The sequence below is a fragment of the Nakamurella sp. A5-74 genome (genome assembly GCF_040438885.1).
Classification (GTDB): Bacteria; Actinomycetota; Actinomycetes; order Mycobacteriales; family Nakamurellaceae; genus Nakamurella.
On record NZ_CP159218.1, the window covers coordinates 2,319,855 to 2,333,012 of the forward strand.

Annotated in this window: 8 protein-coding genes; 4 read left to right on the top strand and 4 right to left on the bottom strand. The window is 68.9% G+C overall.

The window, feature by feature from the left end; genetic code table 11:
• Window positions 1-15 precede the first annotated feature (15 nt).
• Both treY and treZ read left to right on the top strand, forming a co-directional pair.
• Complete coding sequence (gene treY, locus ABLG96_RS10630) at window positions 16-2,373, top strand: malto-oligosyltrehalose synthase (protein ID WP_353651291.1); 2,358 nt, start codon at window positions 16-18, stop codon at window positions 2,371-2,373.
• Window positions 2,366-4,198 carry a malto-oligosyltrehalose trehalohydrolase gene (gene treZ, locus ABLG96_RS10635; protein ID WP_353651292.1) on the top strand — a complete coding sequence of 611 codons (1,833 nt, stop codon included), beginning with the start codon at window positions 2,366-2,368 and terminating at the stop codon, window positions 4,196-4,198. The genes treY and treZ overlap by 8 nt, the downstream gene beginning before the upstream one ends.
• A gap of 30 nt (window positions 4,199-4,228) precedes the next feature.
• On the opposite strand, the gene ABLG96_RS10640 is transcribed toward treZ, so the two are convergent.
• Window positions 4,229-4,891, bottom strand: a complete 663-nt coding sequence (locus tag ABLG96_RS10640; RefSeq protein WP_353651293.1) for an HAD family phosphatase — start codon at window positions 4,889-4,891, stop codon at window positions 4,229-4,231.
• Window positions 4,892-5,096: 205 nt separating this feature from the next.
• On the opposite strand from ABLG96_RS10640, the gene metH reads away from it, so the two are divergent.
• On the top strand, window positions 5,097-8,927 hold the full coding sequence (metH, locus tag ABLG96_RS10645) for a methionine synthase (protein ID WP_353651294.1): 3,831 nt from the start codon (window positions 5,097-5,099) through the stop codon (window positions 8,925-8,927).
• 100 nt (window positions 8,928-9,027) lie between these two features.
• Window positions 9,028-9,897 carry a PAC2 family protein gene (locus ABLG96_RS10650; protein WP_353651295.1) on the top strand — a complete coding sequence of 290 codons (870 nt, stop codon included), beginning with the start codon at window positions 9,028-9,030 and terminating at the stop codon, window positions 9,895-9,897.
• A gap of 355 nt (window positions 9,898-10,252) precedes the next feature.
• Here ABLG96_RS10650 and mshC read toward each other — a convergent pair whose 3' ends face one another.
• Genes mshC through ABLG96_RS10665 form a run of 3 tightly spaced genes read right to left on the bottom strand, consistent with a single transcriptional unit; the run spans window position 10,253 to window position 13,120 of the window.
• Entirely contained in the window at window positions 10,253-11,491 is a 1,239-nt protein-coding gene (gene mshC / locus ABLG96_RS10655) for a cysteine--1-D-myo-inosityl 2-amino-2-deoxy-alpha-D-glucopyranoside ligase (protein WP_353651296.1), read from the bottom strand.
• A gap of 16 nt (window positions 11,492-11,507) precedes the next feature.
• Window positions 11,508-12,245 carry a hypothetical protein gene (locus ABLG96_RS10660; protein ID WP_353651297.1) on the bottom strand — a complete coding sequence of 246 codons (738 nt, stop codon included), beginning with the start codon at window positions 12,243-12,245 and terminating at the stop codon, window positions 11,508-11,510.
• Window positions 12,230-13,120: an SCO1664 family protein gene (locus ABLG96_RS10665; protein WP_353651467.1), complete on the bottom strand. Its 891-nt coding sequence runs from the start codon at window positions 13,118-13,120 to the stop codon at window positions 12,230-12,232. The genes ABLG96_RS10660 and ABLG96_RS10665 overlap by 16 nt, the downstream gene beginning before the upstream one ends.
• Window positions 13,121-13,158 lie beyond the last annotated feature (38 nt).

Below are 13,158 nucleotides of genomic sequence, written 5' to 3' on the forward strand. Positions count from 1 at the left end.
TCGAGGAGAAGTTGCGTGCGTATCCCCCGCTCCACCTACCGGTTGCAGATCACGGCCGATGACACCTTGCAGGAGGCCACCGGCAGGATCGGCTACCTGCACCGACTCGGGGCGGACTGGGTCTACCTCAGCCCGCTGCTGCAGGCTACGTCCGGATCCGGTCACGGCTACGACGTCGTCGACCACGCCGCGGTCGATCGCGAGCGAGGCGGGGAGTCAGGGCTGCGGGCCGTCGCGGAGGCCGCGCATGCGCGCGGTCTCGGGGTGCTCGTCGACATCGTTCCCAACCATGTCGGCGTCTCGGCGCCGACCGAGTCGGTGTGGTGGTGGGACCTGCTCGGTCAGGGCCGGGACTCGGTGCACGCCGAGGCCTTCGACGTCGACTGGGCATTCGGCAACGGTCGGATCCGGATTCCCGTGCTCGGCGACGACGACCTGAGCGCCCTGGAGATCGTGCACGTCGACGGGGAGCACCGTCTCGGCTACTACGAGAACACCTACCCGTTGGCCGCGGGCAGTTGGACATCGGGCGACGACGCCCGTGCGGTCCACGACCGGCAGCACTACGAGTTGGTGAACTGGCGACGCGAGGGTTACGACCTCAACTACCGGCGCTTCTTCGCCGTCAGCACGCTGGCCGCGGTGCGGGTGGAGATCCCACAGGTCTTCGCGGATTCGCACGTCGAGATCCGGCGGTGGATCGAGCAGGGTTGGGTGGACGGTCTGCGCGTCGATCATCCGGACGGTCTGGCCGATCCGGGCGGCTACCTGGACGACCTGGCCGAGCTGACCGGTGGCCGGTACGTGCTGGTGGAGAAGATCCTGGAGAACGGCGAGGATCTGCTGCCGTCCTGGAAGACCGCCGGCACGACCGGCTACGACACCCTCGCCATCACCGACCGGGTGCTCGTCGACCCGGCCGGCGAGCAAGTCCTCGACGAGCTGGACACCCAGCTCCGTGGTGCGCCCGCGGACTGGCACGCTCTGGTGCACGATGCCAAACGCGCCGTGGCCGACGGGATCTTGCGGTCGGAGGTCCTGCGGCTCGCCCGGCTGGTGCCGGAGATCGACCGCGCAGACGATGCGATCGCCGAACTGCTGGCGTGCTTCCCGGTGTATCGCAGCTATCTCCCCGAGGGAGCAGACGACCTGCGGCAGGCGGTCGATGCCGCCGTCGCAGGACGGCCTGACCTCGCCGAGGTGATCGAACTGGTCGCGAGCCGGTTGGAGCAGGTGGGCAGCGAAGTCTCCGTCAGGTTCCAGCAGACCTCCGGGATGGTGATGGCCAAAGGCGTCGAGGACTGCAGCTTCTACCGGTGGACCAGGCTCACCTCGCTCACCGAGGTCGGCGCCGAACCGAACGAGTTCGCCGTCGACGTCGCCACCGCGCACGATCGGTTCGCCCGGCGTCAGGACACCTTCCCCGGGGCCATGACAACCCTCTCGACGCACGACACCAAGCGGGCCGAGGACGTCAGGGCCCGGATCACGCTGCTGTCGGAGATTGCCGACGACTGGGCGGACTTCGTCACCCGTGCGCTGCAGTGGGTTCCGCTCGCGGACGGACCGATCGCGAACCTGTTGCTGCAGGCCGCGGTGGGTGCCTGGCCGATCGAACGCGAGCGGCTGCACGCCTACGCCGAGAAGGCCGCCCGGGAAGCGCAGACCGCCACCGACTGGTTGGCGGTCGACGAACACTTCGAGCGGGAGATGCATGCGTTCGTCGACGCCTGCTACGACCATCCTCGACTGGCGTCCGCCGTCGAGGCGCTCGCCACCCGCCTGACCGGGCCGGGGCGGTCGAACTCGTTGGCGGCCAAGCTGATCCAGCTGGCCGGTACCGGGGTCCCGGACGTCTACCAAGGCACGGAGATCTGGGACAACTCGCTCGTCGACCCGGACAACCGGCGACGCGTCGACCACGCAGCCATCGAGGATTTGTTGCAGCGCATCGACAACGGCTGGCGCCCGAACATCGACTCCTCGGGAGCCGCCAAACTGTTGGTCACCTCGCGGGCGCTGCGCGCCCGCCGGGACCTCGCCGATCTGTTCACCAGGTACACGCCGGTGGCTGTCGACGGCCCGGCCGCCCGCCATGTGATGGCCTTCGACCGCGGCGGGGCGATCACCGTCGTCACCAGACTGCCGATCGGCCTCGCTGCGGCCGGTGGGTGGCAGGACACCACCCTCTCGGTCCCGGACGGCGACTGGATCGACCTGATCAGGGGCCGTCCTGTCACCGTCGTGGCCGGCTCGGTCGCCGTGCAGGCAGTGCTCGGCAACTTCCCGGTCGCGCTGCTCGTTCCCGCCGACCGCGCCGCGGCCGTGATCGGCAACCATGCCCCCCGCACTGAGGAGAACACCGATGTCTGAGACCCACCGCGGCTTCCGGGTCTGGGCACCCATCCCCGACCGGGTGGAACTCCGGCTTGCGCAGGGGGACCTCTCACTGGACCTGCCGCTGATCCGGGACGAGCACGGCTGGTGGGCGCCGGAGCCAGGTGCCGTCGTCGACACCGGGATCGATCCGGAGGCGCCGATCCGCTACGGCTTCCTGCTCGGCCGTGCTGATTCCGACGACGGTGCTGATTCCGACGACGGTGCTGATGCCGACCCGCGACCGGATCCCCGTTCGCGCCGGCAGCCCGACGGTGTGCACGGTCTGTCCCAACTGGATCCGCCAGCCGCGTTCCCATGGACCGACCAGTCGTGGACCGGGCGACAGCTCGCCGGCGGAGTCATCTACGAGATGCACGTGGGCACCTTCACGCCCGAGGGCACCCTGGACTCGGCGATCGAGCGGCTCGACCATCTGGTCGAGCTCGGGGTCGACTTCGTCGAGGTGCTCCCGGTCAATGCCTTCAACGGTGATCACAACTGGGGCTACGACGGCGTCCTCTGGTACGCCGTGCAGGAGAGCTACGGCGGCCCCGACGCCTATCGCCGATTCGTCGATGCCTGCCACGGCAAGGGGATCGGCGTGATCCAGGACGTCGTCTACAACCACCTCGGCCCGAGCGGCAACTATCTGCCCCTCTACGCGCCGTACCTGCACGGCGGGCACGCGAACACCTGGGGCAGTTCGCTGAACCTGGACGAGGACGGCTCCGACGAGGTGCGGGCCTATGTGCTCGACAACGTCCGGATGTGGTTGCTGGACAACCACGTCGATGGTCTGCGCCTGGACGCGGTGCACGCACTCGTCGACCACCGGGCGGTGCACCTGCTGGATGAGATGGCCGTCGAGGTGGCCGCGCTCTCGGCGCACGTGCGGCGTCCGCTCACGCTGATCGCGGAGTCCGACCTCAACGACCCGCGACTGATCACCTCCCGACAGGCCGGCGGCTACGGCCTCGACGCGCAGTGGAACGACGACTACCACCACGTCCTGCACGTCGCGCTCACCGGCGAGACCGTCGGCTACTACGGCGATTTCGGCTCGATGGGCGCCATCGCCAAGGTGCTGACGGGCGGCTTCTTCCACGACGGCTCGTGGTCCTCGTTCCGAGGTCGCACCCACGGGCGCCAGCTGGACACCCGCACAGTGCCGAGCTGGGCCCTCGTCGGGTACAGCCAGGACCACGACCAGATCGGGAACCGGGCAACCGGTGACCGGCTGACGGCCAGCCTCGGGCCCGAGGACCTGGCGATCGCGGCGGTGCTCGTCCTGCTGGGTCCGTTCACCCCGATGCTCTTCATGGGCGAGGAGTGGGGGGCGTCGACGCCGTGGCAGTTCTTCACCTCGCACCCCGAGCCCGACCTCGGGAAGGCCACGGCGCAGGGGCGCATCGCGGAATTCGCGAAGATGGGCTGGGATCCGGCGTCGGTCCCCGACCCGCAGGATCCTGAGACGTTCCGGCGCTCGAAGCTCGACTGGTCCGAGCGCGACACCGGTCGTCATGCCGAGGTGCTCTCGCTCTACCGCCGGCTGGCGGTGCTGCGCCGGGAGTGGCCGCAGCTCACCGATCCGCGCTTCGATCGGACCGACGTCAGCTTCGACGACGACGAACGGTGGCTGGTGCTGGACCGGAGCGGGTTGCAGATCGCGGTGAACTTCTCCGACCAACCGCGGTCGGTGCCGCTGGTGGCCCACGGAGAGGTGCTGCTCGACACGGCCGCCGCTGCCAAGGTCGGCGCGTCCTCGGCGCAGCTCGCGCCGTTCAGCGCTCTGGTGCTGGCCCCCGGCGTCGCCCCCTGAGTCCGGGTCGGGTCGGACTGTGCGACCGGCTCAGCCCGCGGAGCCGGCATGGATGGCACGCAGGTCCGCTGCCGTGAGCCCCTCGAGGCTGTCCCGGAAGGTCATCCCGTCCCGCGGCGGGACGTCGGTGTCGCACGGGACGACGAGCACCGGCAATCCGGCGGCCAACCCCGACGCAGACCCGTTCGGCGAGTCCTCGATCACCAGCGACTGCTCCGGCCGTACCCCGAGCAGCTCCATCGCCCGCCGGTACGGCTCGGGATGTGGCTTCACGTGGGCGACCTCGTCGCCGCAGACGATCGCTCCGAAGGTGGAGTGCCCCAGAGTGTCCAACGCCAGCTCGACCAGCGATCGGTGCGTCGCGGTGACCAATGCCATCGCGAGTCCTGCTTCCTTCACGGCGGCCAGCAGCTGCTGCGCGCCGGGACGCCACGGCAGCGGCTCGGCGAACAGCTCGGCGGTGTAGTCGGTGAGCAGTCGGGCGACCTCCTGCGGTGGCCGGGACGAACCGACATCGGTCTGCAGTATGTCGACCGACGACCACATGTCGTGACCGACCATCTCGTGCCGTGCTTCCTCGCCCAGGCTGCCGCCCAACTCCGCAGCGGTGCGGTCGAGGGCGATGGTCCACAGCTTCTCGGAGTCGGTCAGGGTGCCGTCCATGTCGAACAGAACGGCTCGCAGCTCGGACACACCACTCCTCGCGATCGGGTGACGACGGCGATGACCATCGACCGGGACGAGCCTAATGGCGGCGATGCTCGTGCTCGGCGCCGAGTAGCATGGTGGGACGTCCGGTTCCGGCAGGCCTGCCCTCGCGGACGTCCGGGAGTCGGTGACCGCCAGGTCCCCTCCGCGCAGCCCTCCAAGCCGTTAGCCGACGCACAGGGATCCCACCGTGAACCACCCCTCCCCCGAGACCGATGCTGCCCGCGCAGCAGTCCGTCCCGATGCCACCGACCAGCTCCGCGCCCTGTTCGCCGAGCGCATCCTGTTCCTCGACGGTGCCATGGGCACCATGATCCAACGGCATCGGCTGGGTGAGGCCGACTACCGAGGTAGCCGCTTCGCCGACTGGCCGTCCGACGTCAAGGGCAACAACGACCTGTTGAGCATCACCGCCCCGGAGATCATCGAGGGCATCCACCGCGAGTACCTGGTCGCCGGCGCCGACATCGTCGAGACGAACACCTTCAACGCCCAGGTGATCTCGATGGCCGACTACGGCATGCAGGAGCTCGCCTACGAGCTCAACTTCGCTTCGGCCCGCCTCGCCCGCAAGGCCTGCGACGAGGTGACGGCGCAGAACCCCGATCGCCCCCGGTTCGTGGCCGGCGCCATCGGTCCGACGAACCGGACCGCCTCCATCTCGCCGGACGTCAACGACCCCGGCACTCGCAACACCAGCTACGACGAACTTGTCGCCGCCTACCTGCAGCAGGCCAACGCATTGGTGGACGGTGGATCCGACCTGCTGATGATCGAGACCATCTTCGACACGTTGAACGCGAAGGCGGCGATCTTCGCGCTCGAGACGCTGTTCGAGGAACGCGGTCGCCGGTGGCCGGTGATCATTTCCGGCACCATTACCGACGCCTCCGGCCGCACGCTGTCCGGCCAGGTCACCGAGGCGTTCTGGGCCTCCGTGCGCCATGCGCGGCCGCTCGCGATCGGCCTGAACTGTGCGCTCGGTGCCGCCGACATGCGGCCGTACGTCGCCGAGCTGTCCAGGATCGCGGACACCTTCGTCTCCTGCTATCCCAACGCCGGCCTGCCGAATGCGTTCGGCGAGTACGACGAGACCCCCGAACAGATGGCCGCGGTGGTGTCCGAGTTCGCCGGCGCCGGCCTGGTCAACCTGCTCGGTGGTTGCTGCGGCACCACCCCCGAGCACATCGAGGCGATCGCCACCGCCTCCGCCGTGCACTCCCCCAGGACCGTTCCCGAGATCGAGCCGGCTCTACGGCTGTCGGGCCTCGAGCCGCTGACCGTCACCCCGGACTCGTTGTTCGTCAACGTCGGCGAGCGGACCAACATCACCGGCTCGGCCCGGTTCCGCAACCTGATCAAGGCGGGCGACTACACCACCGCGCTGGCCGTCGCCCGGCAGCAGGTCGAGGCGGGCGCCCAGATCATCGACGTCAACATGGACGAAGGGATGATCGACGGCCTCGAGGCGATGGACCGGTTCTGCAAGCTGATCGCCTCCGAACCCGACATCAGCCGGGTCCCGATGATGATCGACTCCTCGAAGTGGGAGGTGATCGAGGCCGGCCTGAAGTGCGTGCAGGGCAAGTCGATCGTCAACTCCATCTCGATGAAGGAGGGCATCGACAAGTTCGTCGCGCAGGCCAGGCTGTGTCGCAAGTACGGCGCAGCGATCGTCGTGATGGCCTTCGACGAGGACGGCCAGGCCGACACCCTGGAGCGGCGCAAGGTGATCTGCGAGCGGGCCTACCGGATCCTCGTCGACGAGGTCGGATTCCCGGCGGAGGACATCATCTTCGACCCCAACATCTTCGCCGTGGCAACGGGTATCGAGGAGCACGCCAACTACGGGGTCGACTTCATCGAGGGTGCCCGCTGGATCCGGCAGAACCTGCCCCATGCGCAGATCTCCGGTGGCGTCTCCAACGTCTCGTTCTCCTTCCGCGGCAACAACCCGGTCCGCGAGGCCATCCACGCCGTGTTCCTCTACCACGCGATCCGCGCCGGGATGACGATGGGCATCGTCAACGCCGGCGCCCTCGTCGTGCTCGACGACGTCGACCCCGACCTGCGGACCCGCATCGAGGACGTGATCCTCAACCGGCGGGCCGACTCCACCGAACGACTGCTGGAGATCGCGCAGAAGTTCAACGTGGCCGGGGCCCCGGTCGAGGAGGTGACCGCCGAGTGGCGGTCGTTCCCGGTGCGGGATCGCATCACGCACGCACTGGTCAAGGGCATCGACGAGTTCGTCACCGACGACACCGAGGAGCTCCGGCTCGAGCTGCTCAACTCCGGCGGCCGCCCGCTCGACGTCATCGAGGGTCCGCTGATGGACGGCATGGGAGTGGTCGGCGACCTGTTCGGTGCCGGGAAGATGTTCCTGCCGCAGGTGGTGAAGTCGGCCCGCGTCATGAAGAAGGCTGTCGCGCACCTGATCCCGTACATCGAGGAGGAGCAGAAGCTGCACGAGGCCGCCGGCGGTGCGAAGAAGGCCAAGGGCAAGATCGTGATGGCCACGGTCAAGGGCGATGTGCACGACATCGGCAAGAACATCGTCGGAGTCGTGTTGCAATGCAACAACTACGACGTGGTCGACCTCGGCGTCATGGTGCCTGCCCAGAAGATCCTGGATGCGGCGCGGGAGGAGAAGGCCGACATCATCGGCCTGTCCGGCCTGATCACCCCGTCGCTGGACGAGATGGTGCACTTCGCTTCCGAGATGGAGCGGCAGGGCTTCGACATCCCGCTGCTGCTCGGCGGTGCCACCACCTCCCGGGCCCACACCGCGGTGAAGGTCACGCCGAAGTACCACGGCCCAGTCGTGTGGGTGAAGGACGCATCGCGCTCGGTGCCCACCGCGTCCGCGCTGCTGTCCGACGAGCGCCGGCCGGCTCTGCTCGCCGCGGTGGAGGCCGACTACGAGTCCATCCGTCAGCGGCACGCCGCCAAGCGCAACGATCGTCCACTTGCGAGCATCGAGGCGGCCAGGGACAACCGCACCCCGATCGACTGGAGCTCGTTCCGACCGGTCCGTCCGCGGATGTTGTTGCAGCAGGCCAAGGATGTCTGTGAGGGGCCGACCTGCGACCACCCGATGGGTCACGTTTCCCAGTACACGAAAGTCTTCACCGATTACCCGCTCGAGGAGCTGCGCGAGTACATCGACTGGATGCCGTTCTTCAATGCCTGGGAGATGAAGGGTCGCTTCCCGGACATCCTGAACAACCCGGCCACCGGGGAGGCTGCCCGCCGGCTGTACGAGGATGCCCAGGAGATGCTCGACTCGATGATCGCCGAGAAGTGGATCAGGGCCAGCGGGGTGTTCGGACTGTTCCCGGCCAACGCCGTAGGCGACGACGTCGTCGTCTACACGGACGAGACGCGCAGCGAGGTCGCACACACTCTGTTCAATCTGCGCCAGCAGGGACAGCACCGCGAAGGGGTGCCCAACAAGTCGTTGGGCGACTTCGTTGCGCCGCAGGAGACCGGCCTGCGCGACTACGTCGGCGCCTTCGCGGTGACGGCGGGACTGGGATCGGCCGACAAGGTCAAGGAGTTCAAGGACGCCCTCGACGACTACAGCGCCATCCTGCTGGAATCCCTCGCCGACCGGCTGGCCGAGGCCTTCGCCGAGCGGCTCCACCAGCGGGTCCGCACGGAGTTCTGGGGCCACGCCTCCGACGAGCACCTGGGTCACGACGACCTGATCGCCGAGAAGTACGCCGGAATCAGGCCGGCCCCCGGCTACCCGGCGTGCCCCGAACACACCGAGAAGCAGACGATCTGGGACCTCCTCGACGTGCAGGAGAAGACCGGTATCGAGCTGACCGAGTCGATGGCGATGTGGCCGGGAGCGGCCGTCAGCGGTTGGTACTACGCCCATCCGCAGGCGCAGTACTTCGTGGTCGGCCGGATCGCGCGTGACCAGGTCGTCGACTACGCCGAACGCAAGGGTTGGACGCTGGCCGAGGCCGAACGCTGGCTGTCCCCCAACCTCGGCTACGAGCCCGAGGACTGAGTTGGTCCACTCCCCGACAGGTGTCCGGTTCGCGCAGAGCGGACTGCACCGTGCCGCCTTCCTGCCCACCCCTGCTGCCGCTCGGTCGTAGGCTGGACGGATGATCGACGACCTCGCAGCACAGCCGGGCCGCCCTTTGCGCTCGCCGGTGATGATCGCCGCGTTCGAGGGTTGGAACGACGCAGGCGACGCGGCCACCACCGCTGTGGAGCAGCTGGCACTCGCCTGGGACTCCGCACCGCTGGCCGAGATCGATCCTGAGGAGTACTACGACTTCCAGGTGTCCCGGCCCTACAGCAAGCTGGTGGACGGCGTCACCCGGCAGTTGGAATGGCCGACCACCCGGGTCTCGCAGGTCCGGCTGCCCGCGGAGTCCAGCGAGCACGACGTCCTGCTGGTGCGAGGTATCGAACCGAACTTCCGGTGGCGGGCGTACTGCACCGAGCTGGTGGGTCTGGCCGAGAAGTACCAGGTGTCGACGGTGATCTGTCTGGGTGCGTTGCTGGCCGACGTCCCGCACACCCGTCCGGTGCAGGTGACCGGCTCGGCGCCCGATCCGACGACCGCGGCCCGGTTCGGCCTGACCACATCGTCCTACGAAGGACCCACCGGGATCACCGGCGTCTTCGCCGACTTCTGCGTCCAGCGCGGGATCCCGGCATTCTCGTTCTGGGCCGCGGTGCCGCACTACGTCGCCCAGGGACCGCATCCCAAAGCAGCCGTGGCACTGCTCAACCGGGTCGAGGAGATCCTTGACATCGAGGTGCCGCTCGGCACCCTGCCGGACCAGGCCGAGGACTGGGAGGTCGAGGTGACCGACATCGCCGCCCAGGACGAGGACATCAGCGCCTACATCCAGACCCTCGAGGAGACCACCGAGGAGGAGGTCCCGCTCCGGCCGGCCAGCGGCGACGTGCTCGCCGCCGAGTTCGAGCGCTACCTGCGCCGCCGCGGCCCCCAGGAGGGCTGACCTCCCGGTGGCGGCCGCCGCGGCGCCCCGGGTCTCGCCCGGTGGGATCCGCGGGTTCGCAGGCTCACCCGGCGGATGCCCACCCATGCCCGAGCCAATCCCTGACCCGGGGCGCCGCCGCGTCCACTTACGCTGGTCATTCGGAGGGGAAATCTGGACTCACTTCGTTCGCTCGATCACCGCACTTTCAGATGGTCGAGCAAGCGACGGAGGAGCGCGTCGAGACCCCGTCGTGTCAGGACCGGTCGATGATCGGCGGGATCTCGACTCACTCCGTTCGCTCGATCGTCGAAGAACTCCGCCGGTCGAGCAAGCGAGGTACGAGCGTGTCGAGACCCCGTCAGGTCACGACGCGTCAGCGCAGCGGGATGCCGAGCAGGGCGTCGACGGCGGTGACCACTGCGTCGCTGTCATCGCCCGGGGACGCAGCCCAGTCGTCGAGAACTCGGAACGCGGTCGGGGTGTCCAGATCGTCGGCGAGGGCGGCGACGAGTGCGTCCACAGTGGGGCCGGCCGTGCCCTGACCCGTAGTGCGCGCCGCCTCCCGCCATCGGTGCAACCGCTCGGTGGCGGCCGCTGGCATCACGTCGGTCCACTCGCGGTCGGTGCGGTAGTGGAAACTCAGCAGCGCGATGCGGATCGCTGCCGGATCGACCCCTGAGGCGATCAACCGGGACACGAACACCAAGTTGCCCAACGATTTCGACATCTTCGTGCCCTGGTAGGCCAGCATGCCGGTGTGCGTGTAATGGCCGGCGAACCGGGCAGCTCCGGTCAGCGCTTCGGCATGCGCCGCTGAGCATTCGTGGTGCGGGAAAATCAGATCACTGCCACCGCCCTGCAGGTCGATGCGCTCCCCGAGCAGTTTCCCGGCGATCACCGCGCACTCGATGTGCCAGCCCGCCCGGCCCGCTCCGAGTGGAGATTCCCAACTCGGCTCTCCGGGCCGCGCGCACCGCCACAGCAACGGGTCCAACGGGTCTCGTTTGCCCGGTCGGTCCGGATCCCCACCCCGCTCGGCCGAATAGGTGAGCATCGTCCCGCGGTCGTAGCGCGACTCGTATCCGAACCGGCCCGTGGTCGAGATGTCGAAGTAGACGTCGGGGTACTCGTCGTCCGGGACCCGGTACGCCGCACCGGATTCCAGCAGCCGGGCGACGCCTGCGGAGACGGCATCCATCTCCTCGACGACACCGACGTAGCGCTCGGGCGGGATCACCCGCAGGTGCGTCATGTCGCTGCGGAACAGGTCGGTCTGCTCCCGGGCGAGGTCACGCCAGTCGACCCCGTCGCGCTCGGCGCGTTCCAGCAGCGGATCGTCGACGTCGGTGACGTTCTGCACGTAGGTCACGGTGCGTCCGCTCGCCCGCCAGTACCGGTTCACCAGGTCGAAGGTGACGTAGGTGGCGGCGTGCCCGATGTGGGTGGCGTCATAGGGGGTGATCCCGCAGACGTACATCGACGCCGGCTCTTCCGGTCCGGGTGGGCTCACCGGTGTGACCGTGTCCGACGCGGAATCGTGGAGCCGGAGTTGCGGAAGGGGCTGGGTCACCGCGGAAAGCGCTGGGACCTCGACTGTTGGCCAGGAATGCACGTCTTCAGCCTAGCCGTCAGCGTGGTTGTGCCTGACCGGGAAGGGTGTGACGGTTCGCTCGCAGCACCGTGCGCTGCCACGGCCGCAACGCCGTTCCGCGCACCCCGTCCGGGGGTGAGGAGCTCGGGAACATCAGGTTCGACCGGTCCCCGTGGTGCGGCAGGTTCAGCGCGTGCCCGATCTCGTGCGCGAGCACCGTCTCGTCGTAGGCGCGGTCGTCGGTGGGGTCGAACAGGGACCGCTGGCACACGACCCAGTCGGCGGTCATCCCCAGCGAGCAACCTGTTGTGCGCCCGGCGATGTCGCGGACCACGACCACGGTCACCGGCGCGCCGACTGCTCCCGGCGTGGGCAACCGGTCCCGGAAGAACGCGGTGTGACCGAGCATGTCATCGAGCAGCAGGCGCTGGTTCGCGCCCGGGTCCAGCGCACGATCGGGGGCCAGTTCGGTCACCACCTCGATATCGGTGACGCGGACCCTGATCCCTGCGCCGGTGCGGAAGATCTCGTCGGCTGCACGCAGGGCCGATGCCACGTCGTCCGCGCTGCACAGCGGTCCGTTCCCGTCGGACAGCAGGAGCACTCCCACCCGCAGGACGGACTCCGCCCGCTCCCGGCCCAGGACCACGTCCCCGACCGACTCCCCCAGCGCCCCGCTCGCTGCCACCAGATCGGTCACGGCGGCTCTCGACGTGGCGGCGAGGTTGCGCACGGCGCCGCCCGCGAGCCGGGTCAGGTTCACAGTGGCGGCCACGGGATCGGTGTCCGATCGGTCGGAGGTTCCGGGAAGCGCGCGTCCCTGCGCAGCGCCTCGACCCGACGTCGCAGGGCAGCGACCTCCGCCCTGGTCAGCCGGTCGTCGGGGCCGCCCTCCGCGGGTGGCTCGCGCAGCCAGGTGGACAGCCGCTCGAGGCCGCTCACCACGTCGTCGGGCATGTACCGACCGGCCCAGCCCCACAGGATGGTGCGCAGTTTGTCCTCGGTGTGGAACGTCAGTCCGTGGTCGATGCCGTAGATCCGGCTCCCCGCGGCGACCAGGTGCGGCGCCTTGCGATCGGCGTTGTTGACCACCGCGTCGAAGCCGGCCAGCAGCGCCAGTCGCGGATCGTCGCGGTGGCACACCGCCAGCACGCCACCGCCCGGTTCCCTCGCCCGGAACACCGGCAGCCATCCCTCGGTGATCTCGGCGACCGGCAGGATGGCCACCAGCTCGTCAGGGACTGACAGGTCGGAGCTGCGCTCGCCCGACCCGTCCACCGGCTCCCGGAGCAGGTCGTCGGAATCGTCCCCGTGCTCGACCTCGTCATCGACCTCGTCATCGTCATCGTCATCGTCATCGGGCGACGGTCCGACCCACAGCTGGACCATGCCGACACCGAGCGAACCGGGGCGCAGGACGGTCGGGGGCACGCAGAACCATCCGGCCGCGACGGCGATGTCGTGCGCCAGCACCTCGCGTTCGGCGAGCGTGCCGTCGGGGAAGTCCCAGAGCGGCTGCTCGCCCCGCACCGGCTTGTAGACACACGGCAGGCTGACTCCGTCGCCACTGACCGAGCCGAACAGCGTCAGGTTGGAGGCGTCCTGCACCCGGCCGACCACGTCCAGTTCACCGTTCTGCAGCAGCCGCATGATCTCCGGATGGTCCGCCGGTGCGATACCGGTGGCGC